14 protein-coding genes are annotated in these 17,303 nt (G+C 36.2%); 12 read left to right on the top strand and 2 right to left on the bottom strand.

Annotated features, from left to right (window positions below):
* From NCI00_RS18150 to NCI00_RS18125, 6 genes are all read left to right on the top strand, one after another.
* On the top strand, window positions 1-879 hold the full coding sequence (locus NCI00_RS18150) for a nucleotide-diphospho-sugar transferase (protein ID WP_253529848.1): 879 nt from the start codon (window positions 1-3) through the stop codon (window positions 877-879).
* Complete coding sequence (locus tag NCI00_RS18145; protein ID WP_253529846.1) at window positions 876-1,790, top strand: hypothetical protein; 915 nt, start codon at window positions 876-878, stop codon at window positions 1,788-1,790. The genes NCI00_RS18150 and NCI00_RS18145 overlap by 4 nt, the downstream gene beginning before the upstream one ends.
* A gap of 347 nt (window positions 1,791-2,137) precedes the next feature.
* A complete protein-coding gene (locus tag NCI00_RS18140) occupies window positions 2,138-3,238 on the top strand; it encodes a hypothetical protein (protein WP_253529844.1) in 1,101 nt (366 codons plus the stop codon).
* Window positions 3,238-4,455, top strand: coding sequence for a glycosyltransferase family 9 protein (locus NCI00_RS18135; protein WP_253529842.1), 1,218 nt, complete (start codon window positions 3,238-3,240; stop codon window positions 4,453-4,455). The genes NCI00_RS18140 and NCI00_RS18135 overlap by 1 nt, the downstream gene beginning before the upstream one ends.
* A 43-nt stretch (window positions 4,456-4,498) precedes the next feature.
* Window positions 4,499-5,236, top strand: coding sequence for an FkbM family methyltransferase (locus tag NCI00_RS18130; RefSeq protein ID WP_253529840.1), 738 nt, complete (start codon window positions 4,499-4,501; stop codon window positions 5,234-5,236).
* Window positions 5,233-6,456 carry a WcaI family glycosyltransferase gene (locus NCI00_RS18125; RefSeq protein WP_253529837.1) on the top strand — a complete coding sequence of 408 codons (1,224 nt, stop codon included), beginning with the start codon at window positions 5,233-5,235 and terminating at the stop codon, window positions 6,454-6,456. The genes NCI00_RS18130 and NCI00_RS18125 overlap by 4 nt, the downstream gene beginning before the upstream one ends.
* A gap of 2 nt (window positions 6,457-6,458) precedes the next feature.
* Here the strand turns inward: NCI00_RS18125 and NCI00_RS18120 are convergent, their stop codons facing one another.
* The gene (locus tag NCI00_RS18120; RefSeq protein ID WP_253529834.1) at window positions 6,459-7,775 is read right to left on the bottom strand and encodes a phage tail-like protein; all 1,317 of its coding nucleotides are present in this window, start codon (window positions 7,773-7,775) and stop codon (window positions 6,459-6,461) included.
* Between the two features lie 173 nt (window positions 7,776-7,948).
* Between NCI00_RS18120 and NCI00_RS18115 the strand changes: the two genes are divergently transcribed.
* The 3 genes from NCI00_RS18115 (at window position 7,949) to NCI00_RS18105 (ending at window position 12,129) form a co-directional block, all read left to right on the top strand.
* On the top strand, window positions 7,949-9,355 hold the full coding sequence (locus NCI00_RS18115; RefSeq protein WP_253529831.1) for a T9SS type B sorting domain-containing protein: 1,407 nt from the start codon (window positions 7,949-7,951) through the stop codon (window positions 9,353-9,355).
* A gap of 189 nt (window positions 9,356-9,544) precedes the next feature.
* Window positions 9,545-10,630, top strand: coding sequence for a T9SS type A sorting domain-containing protein (locus tag NCI00_RS18110; RefSeq protein WP_253529829.1), 1,086 nt, complete (start codon window positions 9,545-9,547; stop codon window positions 10,628-10,630).
* A gap of 122 nt (window positions 10,631-10,752) precedes the next feature.
* Entirely contained in the window at window positions 10,753-12,129 is a 1,377-nt protein-coding gene (locus NCI00_RS18105) for a sugar transferase (RefSeq protein WP_253529827.1), read from the top strand.
* Window positions 12,130-12,171: 42 nt separating this feature from the next.
* Here the strand turns inward: NCI00_RS18105 and NCI00_RS18100 are convergent, their stop codons facing one another.
* Window positions 12,172-13,302, bottom strand: a complete 1,131-nt coding sequence (locus NCI00_RS18100) for a nucleotidyltransferase family protein (RefSeq protein ID WP_253529825.1) — start codon at window positions 13,300-13,302, stop codon at window positions 12,172-12,174.
* 312 nt (window positions 13,303-13,614) lie between these two features.
* Between NCI00_RS18100 and NCI00_RS18095 the strand changes: the two genes are divergently transcribed.
* The 3 genes from NCI00_RS18095 (at window position 13,615) to NCI00_RS18085 (ending at window position 17,163) form a co-directional block, all read left to right on the top strand.
* Window positions 13,615-14,934, top strand: coding sequence for a capsule assembly Wzi family protein (locus NCI00_RS18095; RefSeq protein WP_253529823.1), 1,320 nt, complete (start codon window positions 13,615-13,617; stop codon window positions 14,932-14,934).
* A gap of 12 nt (window positions 14,935-14,946) precedes the next feature.
* Window positions 14,947-15,735 carry an ABC transporter substrate-binding protein gene (locus tag NCI00_RS18090; RefSeq protein ID WP_253529821.1) on the top strand — a complete coding sequence of 263 codons (789 nt, stop codon included), beginning with the start codon at window positions 14,947-14,949 and terminating at the stop codon, window positions 15,733-15,735.
* 111 nt (window positions 15,736-15,846) lie between these two features.
* Window positions 15,847-17,163, top strand: coding sequence for a gluconate:H+ symporter (locus NCI00_RS18085; protein WP_253529819.1), 1,317 nt, complete (start codon window positions 15,847-15,849; stop codon window positions 17,161-17,163).
* The last annotated feature ends 140 nt before the right edge of the window (window positions 17,164-17,303 follow it).

Here is a 17,303-nt window from a genome sequence, read left to right as displayed (position 1 = left end):
ATGTCTCCTATACTATTTTTAATTTTTAACCGACCAAAACAAACTAAATTAGTTTTTGAGCAAATTCGAAAAGCCAAACCTAGAAAATTGTTTATTGCGGCTGATGGTCCCCGCTCAAAGATTAAAGGTGAGATTGAGCTATGCAATGAAGCTAGAAGTATAACAAACCTAATTGACTGGGATTGCGAAGTTAATACCCTGTTTAGGCCTACGAATTTAGGATGTGGAAAAGCAGTGAGTGAAGCTATTGATTGGTTTTTTGAAAATGTTAAAGAAGGAATAATTTTAGAAGACGATTGCTTACCTGACCAAACCTTTTTCAGTTTTTGTACAGAATTACTTGATTATTATCGGGATGATGAAAGAGTAGCACACATTGCTGGCTCTAATCACCAATTAGGTAATTGGCGTGGTGAGGGTTCATACTATTTTTCAAATTTTGTACATATTTGGGGGTGGGCAACATGGAAACGCGCTTGGAATTATTATGATTTTACCTGTAAAAATTTTCAAAGTAAAGGATTACAAAAAATGGAACCAATGATGCAAATTGCATTAAAAAAAACATTATCAGGAGAGCTTGATACTTGGGACTTACAATGGAATTATGCTGTAGTAAATAACAATAAATTATCAATTATTCCCAACATAAGCCTTATTAAAAATATAGGGTACGATAGTTTGTACTCTACACATACAAAGAAAGAACCGAAGTGGATAAAAAAAATGAAATATGGAAAGATTGAAACAATTATCCATCCAAATGAAGTATCAATTAATGTAGAAGCAGATATTTATTCTAGAAAAATATTTGGTTGGAATAAATTTAAAGCTATTTTATTAAGTCTATATTTCTTTTACAAAAAGATATTCAAATGAAAAGAAAACTTAAATTTTATTTAAAATCAATCATTCATTTAATTAGAGAAAAATTTGGGCTTTATGATATACAAATATCTCAAGGAAAAATTCTAAATATGCTAAATAATTATAATTCAAAATATAGTTGTTTACATGATTTTGAATTTAAAGTATTTTCACAGAGAGGTGAAGATGGAATCATTCAATTTCTCATTAATAATGTGGCGATACCTGAAACAAGTAAAGTATTTGTTGAATTTGGGGTTGAAACCTACATTGAATCTAACACCAGATTTTTACTAATAAATAATAACTGGTCAGGATTAGTAATTGATGGTGATAAAGACAACACAAATTTCATTAAGAGAGATTCAATATTTTACAACTACAACCTAAAGGTTGAAACTGCATTTATCACTAAATCTAATATAAATCAAATTCTCAAAAAAAACAACCTTACTGGAGAGGTTGGAATCTTGTCAATAGATATTGACGGAAATGACTATTGGATATGGGAATCTATTAGTTCTATTGATCCTATTATTGTTATAATTGAATACAATAGTCTATTTGGTAATATCAGGGCTATTACTACACCATACGATGACAATTTTCAACGGACGAAGTATCACTATAGTAATCTATTATTCGGAAGTTCTTTAAAAGCGTTATGTATGCTTGCTGAGCGAAAAAAATATTCACTAGTGGGCACTAATTCAACAGGAACAAATGCATTTTTTATAAGAAATGATAAAATAGGTGCATTAAAAATATTTGATCATACGAATGGGTATACTAAGGCACAGTTTACAGAAGCAAGGGATAAAAATGGAAAAATTTTAGGAACTATGAATTGGGAAGATAAAGAAAATTTAATACGCGGCAAAATAGTTTTTGATGTAGAAAATAGTAAAGCTATCCAGTTTTAAATTTTTATTTGATTAGCAATAAGTTTAAGGTTAATATATTGAATTCAAATGTAGAAATGATGCAGTATAATAGCTCCATAGGTATATGGAGTAGTTCAATTATATGCATACTGATTACAATAACATTAATCTTACTAATTATCCTAAAAAAGATCGATTATTCTTCTGCACTAATTTATTCATGGTCAAGTCAAGCCTTTTCTCCTTTATTAATAGGCCCTACTTTTAATGCTTATTTATTTGTACAATATTTTTTAATTTTTTATTTCTTTTTAAATGAAAAGCGTATAATTTGTTCTAAACAATATGTCTACATTTTTTTTCTCCCCCTAGTCAGTAGCTTATTCATGTATTTTTACAATTTTTTCATTTTTGATTTTTTTTATTATAATGAAAAAAGTAAAATTCATTTTTACATTCGCCCACTTTATTATTATACCAAAACATTCGCTCCCTTATTTTTAAGTGGTTATATTATTTTAAAAGACTCTAGAAGTACATTTCTTAGTTTTGAAAAAACAATTATAAATATTGTAAAAGCCTCATGTATAATTGCTTTTTTTCAATTATTTATTAGCCAAATATTTCAAAATTTAGATTTAAATGAAATTATCGGATTAAAAAGGAGATACATTAATACTTTTGACACAAGTATCCTCTCTGTAAGAGTCCAAGCCTTTATGACTGAACCAAAAGATTTGGCTTGTTTTATTTGCCTTGCGGCACCAATAATATTAAAAAAGAAAAAATATATTCTTTTTATTTTTAGTATAATAACAGCTCTTCTTACACAATCTCAGACATTTGTCGTACTCTTTTTCATTTTTACTATAATCTTCATATTACCTAATAGTATACAGACGGTCAGAAAGTATATTCTAACTTCATTATTAATAATTATTAGTCTATTTCAAATAGTTTCTTCATCAAAAGCTTTTATATTTGAACATTATCAAGATTTCAAAGACAACCCAATTGTGGAGCTAATTGCAAATCGTGCCATTAGTCGTTACACAGATTTTTATGACATTATAGATCAAGATGAAACCGAATTTATTGGCATGCCGATTCAGAGAGATCAAGAGCTTCCAATTATAAAATTTTTCAAGGAGTATCCTTTTCTATGGATTACAGGTGTTGGTCCTGGGAATACTATGTTTATTAATCCTTCTTATTTCGAAGGAAGTAGCTTTTTTATGGACAAAGTAAAAGGCGATGTAGCGCCGACAATAACGATGAGGTGGTTTAATTATATTGTTCACTTTGGCTCTATTATCTTTATTTACTTTTTTTTTAGTTTAACAAAACTAGAAAGCAATAATAGTTTTACAAATAAATATTACGCATTTTTATGGTCGTGTTTATTTTTTGCGATTATAGATATATATGTAGTAATTTTTTATTGCTTGTTGATAAAAGAAAAAAATGAAACTAAATATTATCTTTAATGTTTTCTTATCACATAAACTTAACATCAAGAATATACAATATTCTTGGAAAATCAAAAAGAAATTTTTTCAATACAATTAACTTTTGTACAGATAGCGTTATTGTGTATTTATTTAAATTTATTTCAAAGAAAAAAAAACCTATAAACCTATGCATAGTTCGATTAGATGTTATTGGTGATTTTTTCTTGTGGTCTTACTATATTGAGTCTATTCTCGAACATTATAAAGAAAACGCTTATAGTAAGACAATATTAATTGCTGAAAACTCGTGGGCTAATTATGCAAAACATCACTATACTTTTAACGAAGTTATCAGTATTAAAAGAGCAAAATTTAGGATGAACCCTATTTATAGAGTTAAAGTATTGATTAAACTTTTGAAATTTGAAGCACAAGTCATATTAAAGCCCTCATATACTCGGGAGGTTAGTCTAGAAGAATCGATTGTTCGCTGTATGACTTCAAAAACCAAAATTGGGTATTTACCAGTAAATCAAGGTAATGAATGGCGTTTTTGGGAAAAGATATCAGAATCTTGGTTCACAACCTGTATAGAAGGTGATACAAAAATTATATCAGAAATAGAAAAGAATTCATATTTTCTTGAACAGTTACAAATCAAAAAAAAAGAAATAAAACTTGGATATTTAGATTCTAAACATCCAAGTTTTATAATTCAAAGCAAATATTTTATAATTTTTCCAGGAGCAAGTGTTGGTCGAAAAAAATGGGGGGTACAAAATTTCGCTAGTTTAATTAATCGTATTTTAGAAGTTACTGACCTATGTTGTATAATTTGCGGAAGTAGTTCAGATATTGAAATAAGCAATTCTATAACTAACTTAGTAAGGACACCTAATAGAATATATAACGAAGCTGGAAAGACAAGTCTTTCAAAACTATTGACTGTTATAGAAAATGCAGAAATATTAATCGGGAATGACACCTCAGGTATTCATATAGCAGCAGCAGTTGGCACAAAATCTATATGCATTTTGGGAGGTGGGCACTTTGGGCGGTTTTTACCTTATCCATCATATCTTGAACCTAAAGAATTTCAGCCGGTAGTGGTATATGAAAATATGGCATGTTTTGGATGTGATTGGAAATGTAAATACACTTTATCTTACAATGAACCTGTCCCCTGTATAACAAATGTATCAGTTGATGCTGTTTTCAGTAAATTCAAAGATTGTTATAGTTTAAGTATTTAAAAATTCAAAGGTAATTTATCTATAATCATAACATTTATTCTTTATGCTGAAAATCTTATCTAAAATTGCATCAACATTCCAAATTGCTTTGCACCCTAAAGGTGGAATAGGGTATCTATTAAAAAAAAACGCATCAATTGCTTCATTTAGTCTTTGTAACAGTTTTTTTGACTTAAAATTACCAATTGCCTCTGTAATAGATGTTGGCGCAAATATTGGACAGTTCACAGGAGCAATATGTAGGTTTTTTCCTAATACAAAAGTTTTTAGTTTTGAACCTCTTCCAGAATGTTATGACCAGTTAGTCTTAAACGTAAAAGATAATAAAAATATAACCCCTTTTAATATTGCACTAAGTGATTTTAATGGTAATCTAAAATTCAATAAAAATAATCTAACATACGCAAGTTCTGCATTAGATATAACAGATTATCAGAAGGATAAGATACCTCAAACGGGTACATTTAGTACAATAACAGTTGCTTGTGCTAAACTTGATGAGCTTGACCTACCAATCTTACGTCCTACATTATTAAAGCTTGATGTACAAGGGCTTGAAAAAAAAGTCCTTGATGGCGCTAATAAATTTATTAAAAATGTAGACTATATACTAATTGAGACGTCTTTCGTACCAATGTACAAGGATGAACCCCTATTTGATGAAATGCACCAATATTTAACTTTTATGAATTTTGAAATTGTTGCACCAATTGGTTTTTTACAAATTGGAAATAATTCAATCATTCAACAACTAGATATTTTATATAAACGGAAAGTATGAATATATTAGTTTATGGTTTAAATTTTTCTCCTGAATTAACTGGTAGTGGAAAATACACTGGTGAAATGGCAACTTGGTTCGCTGAGAATAATTTCAACGTTGAAGTAATCGCAGCAGTTCCCCACTATCCTGAATGGAAGTTAAATAGTAAATTTGAGAATAAGTGGTCTATAGAAAAAAAAGATAATCTAATAATTAAGCGATGCCCTATCTTTATTCCAAAAGACATTACTGGTTATAAAAGAATTCTTCATGAGTTTTCATTTCACTTAACTTCTCTTTGGCATTGGCTTCCCTGTTTTTTTAAGAGATATGATGTTATTATTTCAGTTGCCCCCCCAATGCTAATCGGTATTTATCCAACTGTATATAATTTCTTTTGGAGAAAATGTATACACGTCTATCACATTCAAGATTTACAAGTTGATGTAGCTCGTGAGCTAAAATTGATAAATTCAAAAATTCTTTTATCTATTTTATATAGAGCAGAAAAACTAATTTTAAAAAATGCTGGTATTATCTCGAGTATAAGTGATGGCATGAAAGACAAGCTTTTATCGAAAGCAATCGACAAACAAAAATACTTTATGCTTCCTAACTGGGTTGAAACCGATTTTATAAAACCATTAGCTCCAAACATTTCAATGCTTCAACGCTATGGGTTAACTATAAATGACTTTATTGTTCTTTATTGCGGAAGTATTGGAGAGAAACAGGGTCTTGAAATAATGATTGATGCTGCCAAACACTTAGAGGGATTTCAAAATATAAAATTCCTGATTTGCGGGAATGGTGTTCAAAAAGACGCATTAATTTCGTATGCGGAAAGTATGGAACTTAATAACATTATTTTTGCAAATACATTGCCGTATAACGAATTGCCTGATTTATTATCTATAGCCCATATTCATTTAGTAATTCAAAAGGCAGCAACTTCAGATTTATTAATGCCATCCAAGCTTACAACAATTTTATCTGCTGGAGGTGTATCAATCATTACGGCGAATCCCGGCACTACTCTTTATAACCTCATTCATAAGCACAATCTTGGGATTTGTATTGAGCCTGGGAGCGCCCTTGCTCTCTCTGAAACAATTCTATTTACGTACAATAACTATTCAATAATGGAAAATAAAAAGCTCAATGCACGTAATTATGCATTGAGCTTTTTGGATAAAGAAAACATCTTAAATAGGCTAAAAAAAGCTATTGAGAAATGAATTTATTTATTTAACCCCTTCTGTTGTTCCTTTAAAACCTTAATTTCTTTATTTAATTCAATAATATACAAAGTTAGCTCTTCTATCTTTTCCATAAACATTTTACTAACTTTAGCTACATCAATACCTTCTTTTGTTATTTCATCAGCAGAAGGAACATTTGGAAGATGCTTATTTATAGTAGTGTATTTTTCTACTTCTTCTAGCGGCATCAACTTATAACTGGGCTCAAAAACATAATCTGCCCAGTTCATCCCATCCGTTCTAAGTGCTACTTTAAGCTTTTCAGTCAAAATACCGTCTTGTACGATGAGACGATAACCAGCAGGAGTTGGCATAGGAGTTCCTGCATCAAAGTCTCCAACCGCCAAATAACCCGCAGTTTTTGAGTTAACTTTTACCCAATTTGAATTAAAATCTCCTTTAATTAATGGGTTGACAGCACTACTGTTAGAGATATAAAGTTTATTACTACCAGTTTCACTATACCCTCCTTGGAAGCCTATAAAAACGTTGTTATTACCTGCTGTATTATTAAAACCAGCCCCACTACCAATCGCAACATTATTACCTCCTGATATATTTTTCTCCAATGAACTACTACCAATTGCTATATTTCCACTTCCGCTTTGATTTGCAAACATGGAATATAGCCCTATAGCTGTATTGGTATTACCACTTACGTTCTGAAATAGAGCAAATCCGCCTAGTCCTAAATTTGAGTAACCTATTGTATTTGAAAAAAGGGCAGCTGCACCAATTGCAGTATTTGAAGCACCTGTCGTATTCGCCTGAAGTGTTTTAGAGCCAATACCTAAATTGTACCCACCACTATTTGTAGCAACTGGCGCTCCAGAGGTAACTGTACTCTGTCCACTAAAACGACCAATAAAAACGTTATCATAATCTGTGTTATCAATATAACCCGCTTTAATGCCATTTACTTTAAACACCAATGGGAAATTGTTGGTACTACCCAAGAAATCAGTACCATCAATCGCATTCCCTTGCTTATCCCATGCACCTACTGAGCTAACAGCCGATGTGCGAGCGTTTGAAGGTTGCCATGCAGTGCCATCAAATGTATAAGTACCTACCACTTGGTCGGTTTGAAAGATAACCAAACCTGCTGCTGGATTTTTGATTGCATCACGCTGGGCCTGATTCATTCGGGGTAGTAGCAACCCTTTCGTGTTAGAATTCAAGTCCAAAATCGCCGAAGGGTCAGGCTTTGTCGTCCCAATCCCGACGTTATCTGTTTTCTGTGCTAATGCAGCCCCGCAACTAAAGGCCAACGCTAGAGTAAGAATTTTTTTCATGTGTCTGATATGTTTTTGTTTCAGTTTCTATTTCACTTTCCGAAAATAAGGGATAAAAACAGAATGAAAAAATGCTTTGCCCTAAAATTATCTAACGGTAGCATTTTGTGCCCTTAAGTACGTTTAAATATTGCTTATTCTTTCTAATTTCGCAAATACAATTTTTATTCACCATGACTTACGTCAACTATCGGTATATTCTACCTTATATAATGTGCCTGTGCGGATTGGTATTCACAAAGGTAACTTCGGCGCAGTGCCCTGTTCCAGCGCGGTTTGGTCCCCAGTGGGTAGACGGGAGTTTTGCAATTGCTGGTACCGAGGTAGGAACTCAGTGTACAGGCCGTGCCGTGACGGTTACCACTCCTGCTACCATAACAAACGCTCGTTATGTTTATGATTATAAAAGTATAATTGACACCTCAAAAGCTACCACTCGTACATTTAATGAATACTCACAACCAGGCTCCTACTATATTGTACAGTTAGGTACATTGAATGGAAAACCATCGGTCGCCTGCATTTCTATTCAAGTCTATGCTACGGCAAAACCCACCTTTTCACTCGCATCCGAATGCGGAAACACAACCAAGTTAACGATAAATACCACAGGTCTTGCTTTTGGACAGTATTTCATTGATTGGGGAGATGGGAAGCAGGCACAAGTGTTTAAACCTGGTCAACCTACTCCTACTTACACATATGCAGCTTCTGGCACTTATCAAATTAGGGTAAGGGGGGAAGGAACCCTAGCATTGAATGGATGTAATGCGGATAGCGACCCGCAAACTTTTGAAGTGTTGAATGATCCCGCTCCTATTACGAATGCTACGGCCACCATAGTAAATAATTTGTACGGTCAGGTAAGCATAGCGGTACCCAACACGGTCAAAGTAAAAAATTATTCGTTCACCAAAAATGGTAATGAACTAACCCGTGCCAATAGCATTTTTATTGATTCCAGCCTAAATGCTACTCAAAGTGGCGCTTGCTACCAAGTAGCCTACGCCGATGCTTGCGACCGTAAACCTGCTACAAGGCCAACGGTTTGCACCATTTACCTGCAAGCAGAAAAGGAAACTTTAAAATGGTCCGCTGAATCGCCTTTTTCCACAGCGGTCAACACCTATACCATTGAAAAGCTCAATGACAATGGTCAGGTGGTTGCCACTTATCCCGTTGGCAATAGTACAGAATGGCCAATTGACATCAGTGATAATGATGCTGAAGTAGTTTATCGCGTTCGTGCTACGAGTGTTAGTGGACAAACTAGCCTATCTAATGCCATCAGCTACGGTCGAACGGTCAAATTGTTTGTTCCAGATACCTTCTCCCCCAACAATGATGGACTAAACGATACATTTGAGATAAAAGGTCAATTAATCAATAAGCTAGAAATAACGGTCTATGACCGCTGGGGCAATGTACTCTACAACACAAAAGATGTAACAAAAGGATGGGACGGAACCGACGTAAACGGCAGAGAGCTAAGCCCAGGATTTTATACCTATAGAATAGAATATACTGATACGAAAGAAAGGTCTTATTCTAAACTTGGCACCGTCAATTTAATGAGGTAACCGCTGATTTAATTGCTGGTATTTTTTTTGCATAACAAGACTGTCGCTTTATTTTATTTTGTCAAACCTCAATCTAATGGCTCAAAGATACCGTTAGATAACTTATAGTCCATCTTGTTGTGGATAATCCAAAAAAAACTTAGCTTTACTCATTGAATTTTCAAAACAGACATAAATGTTTTTTATAATATGAAAAAGCCACTACTCGTTTTTCTGGGTTTTCTCTGTATTCCTGCTGCTCATGCCCAGTTTTTCTCCTCAACCGAAGTCTATATTGGTTCGGATGCTGTTGTTACCTTGAACAACGAAATAATTAACCAAGGTAACTTGAAATCAGACGGTACGCTTCATCTCCGCAAAGGAATAAGCAATCAAGGCCAAATGACGCTGAATGGTCAAGTCGTATTGGACGGAGAAGGAACGCAACTGATTCAGAGTGCTAATTCTATCAACGTAGGCTCACTTTTACTTTCTCAAGTCGGCAAAGTGAATCTGCAAGCTCCATTGATTGTACAGAACGAGCTAAAATTTGGCAAAGGAATTATTGAAAATACGGCGTTATTCCCCTTAGAAATAGCCGATAACGCTCAAATTACGGGAGCCTCCAACCGCTCACACGTGAAGGGATACGTTCAAAAGTCGGGCGATGATGCGTTTGATTTTCCCGTGGGCGATGGACTCGAACTACATACTTTTGCCATCTCTAAACCCGCGACTGAAGATAAAATTTCGGTCGGATTTGTGACGCAGAGCCCCACTCGTCTGTCTAATAAACTAGCTGATGCAGTTGCTGAAGTGACTGGCAACAACTATTGGGCAGTTCAGGGTATCAAAAACCAAAATATCCAAGTGAGTGTTGCGTCGGAGCAGGCCAACAACCAAATCCTTCAATTGCGCGACAATCAATGGAACTTGGCAGCTGGGAGTGTTGAGAATAACGTGGTTTCGGCGCAAACTGTATTGAATGGGGCATCTTACTTTACGATTGGCACACAAATTGCGGAAGCATCCGAAAATGCCGAAGTGAGTGTTTATCCCAATCCAAGCAATGGTTCATTTGATGTTCGCTTGAAAGGGTTTTCGGCCAACGAAAATATTTCGCTTGATATTACTGATTTGAGTGGACGTTCATTGGTTAAGCAGGAGGGCAAAGTCAAAGATTTTTCAACTAAATATTCGATAGGTGATAAAGTATCCAACGGCAGTTATTTTCTACGAGTCCTTCGTACCGAAAAAAACCAAAGTTTTGTACAAAACTTACTTATTACTAAGTAATATTGAGCTGTTCTTTGTATAAGTGTGCCCAAGATAGAAGTATCTTGGGCACACTTATTTAATGGTTTAAGGTTCTACTGAAGCTGTATTATGTTAAAATAATCACTTCATCATTGAAAAATATGAAACATCGTTACTCATTTCTTTTCTTACCATTTCAACTTATTCTTGATTGGATACTTCTAAATCTATCTTTTTGGATTGCACACGTAATTAAATTTGGACTTTCCACTGAATTAAATACCTCATATAAATGGTTTTTGCTCGTTTGTAACTTGATATGGTTAGGCTTAATCGTCATCGTAAAGCCCTATAATTACTCCCGCATCAAGTTTCATGTTTTCAATATCTTGTATCAGTACCTATCACTTTCAGGAGTATTTGCGGCTTGTATGGCATTTGCGTGGATTATTTTAAGGGACTTGAATTTATCCCGTCTGCACATGTTGTATATGCTCATGGTATTTGTGGCACTAGGAATTACTTGGCGAGTCTTTGCTGTAGTATTCATTAAATTTTACCGCGCCTCAGGTCATAATATACGACGCTACATCATTGTTGGCCACGGTAAACTAGCCACTACTTTAAAAGAGTTTTACGAGAATTACCCCGAGTTTGGTTACGAATTTTACGGTTTTTTTGGCGACATAGACGAAAATAACAAGTCTATTATGCGGGGAGATTATGATCGTTTAACAACATTTATTAAACAAAACACCATTGATTGCGTGTACTGCTGTACCCCTTACATCAACAATGAAGTATTAGGTAACATCATCACTCAGTCAGAGCAAGAAAATTTTCAAGTAAAGTTAGTCATCGATTTTTCTTCCATTCTCAGCAGGCAATCGACGGTTGAATACCATGACATGTTGCCGATTATTGATATTTCAAATCGCTTTTGGGAGGATATAAAAGTACAAATCCTGAAACGTATTTTCGATATTGCCTTTTCCTCGTTTATTCTTTTTTTAGGTTTACCAATTTGGATTATCTTAGGTCTAATCACTAAACTTTCTTCCAAAGGGCCCATATTTTATTCTCAGGAAAGGATTGGCAAGTCAGGAAAACCGTTCCACATTTATAAATTTCGAAGCATGTACGTGAATGCGGAACAAGAAGGCCCCGCATTATCATTTGGCAATGAAGACCCCAGAATAACCCCCTGGGGACAATTTATGCGTAAAATGCGCTTGGATGAAATCCCACAATTTTACAATGTTTTAAAAGGCGATATGTCAGTAGTAGGCCCACGCCCTGAGCGTCAATTCTTTATTGACCAAATAACCCCCATTGCCCCTGATTTTACTAAATTATTGACGGTCAAGCCGGGCATCACTTCGATTGGCCAAGTAAAATTTGGATACGCACAGAACGTCGAGGAAATGATTCAGCGTTTGGAGTTTGATTTACAATACTTAACAAAAGTTTCGCTGTTTGTTGATATGTTGATTATTTGGGAAACGGTAGTAGTGATGCTTAAAGCCAAAGGGAAGTAAAATGTGCATATTATCTTTTGAAATGCTTACTTTAGATTGAAGCTACTGATTGATTAAACGTTTTTTTTCTTGTTGTAATCTAAACTTAAGACGCTCAAATAACCACACAAATTTTGTTTTTTTAGTTAAGCCTTTATAAAATAAATCATACGCTATACCTTGTCTTACAAACATTCGTACTGTACGCTTCATACTGTTACTGGGGTGTTCGCCTGATAAACGAAAAAATTTTTTTTGTAAATTAATTTCTTTAATGCTATTAGCATCGGTATTTACCGGAAAATCTGATAATTGAAACTCATTTTTAAGATAAAAAAGGCATACTTTCAAAGCATAATCAAGATGGTTTACGGCGGCAAACTCCGTTATTTGATTAATGTCTCCATTAAAAGAAGGACTTTTGCAAATTTTGACGGCATCCAAAATCCATCGAATGGTTGGTTGCCCTTCCAATGTTCCATGAATAATGGTATGAAAAAGTTGATATGAATCATTTAAAATATATGTGGCGTTTTCGGGGTCAAGCTGTAGTTTTTCTGAATATTTTTTTTCAAAAACCCAATTACTTTGTTGATGCTCTTGAAAGAAAAAAGCTTGCCAGTGCAAATCCACATCTACCCCCCCTTCATCAAAACAGTGCATAGCATGAATGAGATGTCGGTATTTGTCCTCAACTGCATCAGGAATATTACCATACGAAGCTAACAGTGAGACGGCTGACTCTAAATACTCCAATGGAACTAACAGATCTACATCGCCCATCGGTCGTACCCCCATATCTTTATAATAATGCAACGACATCGGAATACCTTTAAGCAGCATGTTTGGAATACCCGCTTCATTGCAAGCTCGAACTATCTCTTGTGCCCTATACAACAACTTTTGGTTAGCCATCCATGTGTTTCGATAGGCATCCCGTAATGCTGGCAAAAGGGAATCTCCACTATGTTCTAAATTTCGATAAATTAAAGGAAGAACCCTTAAAGATTCAGTATCAACCCCAGAGAAAATGGAATAGTTTGCATCCTCTTTCGTTATATGATTGAGATTCTGGTATTTTTTCCAACGTTCCCAATAGGTAATCGCTTGCTCAGGAGCAAAAAGGGCCGCTTTTAATAGCCAAATTTGGTCTTGTCTGATACCGATGATTTTTTTTACTTCTTCGAGGGTCATTATTATTGTATTAGCAAGCAATATAAAGAAGATACTTTTTGAGGGGCGTATTTTTTTGATTTTATTTGTCAACTAATCCAGTTTTAAATGTTTGTTCAAAAGCAGTTTACATTTAGAATAACCAATATCCCTACTATCCATTCAAAGAGCTATAATTGTGTGAAAAAAAAAACCATTGTATTACACTTATTCCTTCAAGGGCTCTTTTTCGTTTCTCACAACGCATTTTCCCAAGATTCGACACTAAGCAACCACAATCAACAATATGTATCGCTAACAGGATATGGCTCAACAGCTAGGACACCATTTTGGATGCGAACCAATCAATACGCTACGGTGCCAGAGGCATCAGGACTTATGATTCGTGCAGGTTCAAAAAACCTGTTTTCTATTGCTCAAACGCCTCATTTGAAAGCAGGGTACGGCATCGACCTGGTGGCAAATATGTCAGCCAACAGTCAGGTAATTTTACCAGAACTTTACGGAAAAGTACAGTTTAAGAAATGGGAGTTTTATGTTGGGAGAAAACGTGAAACCGTAGGTTTATGTGATACGCTCCTTGGCAGTGGTTCTTATGTTTGGTCTGGCAATGCCCTTCCCATTCCAAAAATCCAACTAGCCATTGTAGACTTTCTTCCACTCACTTTCACCAAAAATCTGATTTCTTTCAAAGGTTCATACGCTCATGGTTGGTTTGGCTCAGGGGATTTCGCCTACGGCTACTTCCTTCACCAAAAAACATTTTATGTTCGCATTGGTAAACCCACTTCCCAACTAAGATTATACGGGGGCTTCAATCATCAGGTACAGTGGGGGGGCAAAACCTACGGTGACATTGGAACCGTCAATAATCGAACCTTTCCCGTCAGCTTTAAGGATTACATTTCGGTAGTTACTGGAGCTAGAAACCTAGGAAATACCGCTTTTGATTCAACCAATAGGGTTGGAAACCACTTAGGCACGTTAGATGTCGGCGCAGAATTTGAATTTCGTCGCATGAGCCTTTCCATTTACCGACAGAGCCTATACGATGATGGTTCTTTACTTCGAAAAGATGCCAACAACATCGCTGATGGCCTTCAAGGAATCGTGCTGAAGTTTCTTTACCCAGAACGAAAAAAAGGGCAATTTAGCCTCAAGAAAGCCATTTTTGAGTTTTTATACACCAAAAGCCAAGGGGGCTCGACGTTTGATTTTGAAGGCGGTATTTTTGGTCGTGACAACTATTTCAATCACCAACAATACTTCGATGGTTGGTCATACAAACGACGCATCATAGGCACTCCTTTCATTACCAATTACCGAGATACGAATAACTCTGATGATTATAACAGCAACGAAATCGCTAACAACAACCGCGTGGTGGTTTATCATTTTGGCTTTGAAGGCTACTATGGCGAGAAACTGCATTTTTTGAGTAAACTTTCCTATAGCTTGAATTACGGAACCTACGGTTTTCCTTATGAATCTGTACCCAAGCAATTTTCGGGTTTGCTACAAGTGGATGGCCAAATTGGCCTCTGGGAAGGCCTTGAATGGAACGCCGCCATTGCCCTTGATCAGGGACAACTTTATACCAATACGTTTGGGGGTAAAATTGGCATCCGTAAAACTTGGTCAGGTAAAAAGTAACCCTTTTTTGCCATGACAAAAACCGTAAAAGACCAAATGAATCAGGAAGTTACGCTGCCTGTTTCACCAAAACGTATTGTTTCGCTTGTACCTTCACAAACTGAGTTACTCTTTGCCCTCGGACTGCGCGAAGAAATCGTGGGAGTTACTAACTACTGTATTCATCCCACCAACGAAACAAAGCACAAAACCAAGGTTGGAGGCACTAAAAACTTTGATGTTGAGGTCATCAAAAGGCTAAATCCAGATTTAATTATCGGTAATAAAGAAGAAAATGAGGAAAAAGGAATAAACACCCTCAAAAAATCCTTCCCCGTGTGGATGTCGAATATCTTTAACCTTGAAGATGCCGTCGATATGATTTTACGGATTGGGGCATTGGTAGGAAAAGAGTCAGAGGCAGAATCTATCGTTTTGAACATTCAGCAAGGATTCTCAGTACTTCCAACGACGAAGCTCCCACCCAAAACAGTGGCGTACTTTATTTGGCGTAAACCATTCATGGTAGCCGCTTCTGGTACATTTATTGACGATATGCTCAATCGCGCAGGATTTCAGAATGTTTTTGGTTCATTGAGCCGTTATCCCGAAATATCCGCTGAGCAACTTAGACAGGCCCAACCTGACTATATCTTTTTATCTTCCGAGCCCTATCCTTTTAAAGAAAAACATCTTCAGGAATTTCAGAATATTTGTCCAGATGCGGCCATTTTGGTAGTAGATGGTGAACTCTTCAGCTGGTATGGGAGTAGATTACAAGCGTCTGCTGCTTACTTTTCAAAACTTGGACAGTTAGGTTAAAATTATTCGACTCACGATTTTGTACAACTTAAACCCATTAAGTTAGTATTATTGCACAAATTAACTGTACCAAGTCAGTTACTAATCCTAACTTCTTAACTCCTACCCTGTATGCTCTTATTGTACGTCCTGCTGGGCATTTTAGCACTTATTATCTTAGTTGCTTATTTTCATTTAGACACCTTTATTTCGTTTGTTTTGGTCAGTATTGGGCTTGGCCTGGCGTGTGGCATGAGTGTGACGTCGATTAGTCAATCGCTCGAAAAAGGCATTGGAGGTACGCTCGGTTCCTTGGTCATTATTATCGGTTTTGGCTCCATGCTCGGAAAACTCGTGGCCGACAGCGGGGCGGCCCAGCGGATTACCACAACTCTAATGAATATTTTTGGCTTAAAATATTTGCCTTGGGGGTTGGCATTGGCGGGTTTTATCATTGGCCTACCGTTGTTCTATAATGCCGGGTTTGTCATTGTCATCCCGCTTATTTTTACCATTGCCGCATCCACCAAATTACCCATGCTGTACGTGGCAGTTCCGATGTTGTCGGCATTGTCGGTGGCGCATGGTTATTTGCCCCCTCACCCCTCTCCTACGGCAATTGCCGCTCAATTTAAGGCGGATGTAGGTCAAACGCTTTTTTACGGCTTAATCGTCGCTATCCCAGCCATTATTCTGGCGGGGCCCATTTTTGCCAAAACCCTCAAAAAATACGACCCAAAACCCGACGCTTCTTTATTTAACACCAAACATTTCAGCGAGTCGGAAATGCCTAGTCTGAGCATTAGCTTAATCGTGGCGTTGTTGCCTTTATTGCTCCTGACGCTTATGCCTTGGTTGAAAGGTAATTTTGCGGAAGAAAGCATTCTTTACACGGTTTTTGCTTTTTTGGGCGACCCTTCAATCTCGATGTTGATTTCTGTGCTGGTCGCCATTTACTTTCTCGGGATTAGACGCGGCAGAACGACCAAAAACGTCATGAAATCGCTCGAAGAGGCTTTCAAGAGCGTTTCTATTATTTTGTTGATTGTCGCCGGTGCCGGGGGCTTCAAACAAATCTTGACCGATGGGGGCGTGAGTAAGTACATTGGAGAGCTGTTGGCAGGAGTAGAAATCTCTCCACTTATTTTAGGATGGGCCATTGCAGGGGTAATTCGCATTTGTGTAGGCTCCGCCACCGTGGCTGGACTTACGGCAGTAGGTATTATTGCGCCATTAGTGCAGAGTCAAGGGGTAAAGCCCGAATTGATGGTATTGGCCATTGGCTCGGGCAGTTTAATTTGCTCCCACCTTAACGACGGCGGTTTTTGGCTGTTTAAAGAATACTTCAACCTTTCCATCAAAGAAACACTCCAAACTTGGACGGTTATGGAAACCATCGTCTCAATCGTAGGTTTACTGGGTGTTTTGGTGCTGGATCAGTTTGTGTAACGAGAAAATTGTGGGAGCAAACCCAAAATTTGTGGAGAGCGTTGGATTTTTTTAGGTTTGTGTTTTAATCAACCCTATCTGTTTTGGAAAGTTTTCTGCCTTTATTAGAGTACCTCTTACCTGATTTTATCGTATCCTAC

Source organism: Runella salmonicolor (genome assembly GCF_024158025.1).
GTDB classification, from domain to species: Bacteria; Bacteroidota; Bacteroidia; order Cytophagales; family Spirosomataceae; genus Runella; species Runella salmonicolor.
This window is presented reverse-complemented; position numbering and strand designations above follow the sequence as displayed.

What these genes read in the sequence shown, in the direction of transcription:
- NCI00_RS18150 (WP_253529848.1), top strand. Translation starts at nt 1, where the DNA reads ATGTCTCCTATACTATTTTTAATTTTTAACCGACCAAAACAAACTAAA.
- NCI00_RS18145 (WP_253529846.1), top strand. Translation starts at nt 876, where the DNA reads ATGAAAAGAAAACTTAAATTTTATTTAAAATCAATCATTCATTTAATT.
- NCI00_RS18140 (WP_253529844.1), top strand. Translation starts at nt 2,138, where the DNA reads ATGTATTTTTACAATTTTTTCATTTTTGATTTTTTTTATTATAATGAA.
- NCI00_RS18135 (WP_253529842.1), top strand. Translation starts at nt 3,238, where the DNA reads ATGTTTTCTTATCACATAAACTTAACATCAAGAATATACAATATTCTT.
- NCI00_RS18130 (WP_253529840.1), top strand. Translation starts at nt 4,499, where the DNA reads ATGCTGAAAATCTTATCTAAAATTGCATCAACATTCCAAATTGCTTTG.
- NCI00_RS18125 (WP_253529837.1), top strand. Translation starts at nt 5,233, where the DNA reads ATGAATATATTAGTTTATGGTTTAAATTTTTCTCCTGAATTAACTGGT.
- NCI00_RS18120 (WP_253529834.1), bottom strand. Translation starts at nt 7,775, where the DNA reads ATGAAAAAAATTCTTACTCTAGCGTTGGCCTTTAGTTGCGGGGCTGCA.
- NCI00_RS18115 (WP_253529831.1), top strand. Translation starts at nt 7,949, where the DNA reads ATGACTTACGTCAACTATCGGTATATTCTACCTTATATAATGTGCCTG.
- NCI00_RS18110 (WP_253529829.1), top strand. Translation starts at nt 9,545, where the DNA reads ATGAAAAAGCCACTACTCGTTTTTCTGGGTTTTCTCTGTATTCCTGCT.
- NCI00_RS18105 (WP_253529827.1), top strand. Translation starts at nt 10,753, where the DNA reads ATGAAACATCGTTACTCATTTCTTTTCTTACCATTTCAACTTATTCTT.
- NCI00_RS18100 (WP_253529825.1), bottom strand. Translation starts at nt 13,302, where the DNA reads ATGACCCTCGAAGAAGTAAAAAAAATCATCGGTATCAGACAAGACCAA.
- NCI00_RS18095 (WP_253529823.1), top strand. Translation starts at nt 13,615, where the DNA reads ATGCGAACCAATCAATACGCTACGGTGCCAGAGGCATCAGGACTTATG.
- NCI00_RS18090 (WP_253529821.1), top strand. Translation starts at nt 14,947, where the DNA reads ATGACAAAAACCGTAAAAGACCAAATGAATCAGGAAGTTACGCTGCCT.
- NCI00_RS18085 (WP_253529819.1), top strand. Translation starts at nt 15,847, where the DNA reads ATGCTCTTATTGTACGTCCTGCTGGGCATTTTAGCACTTATTATCTTA.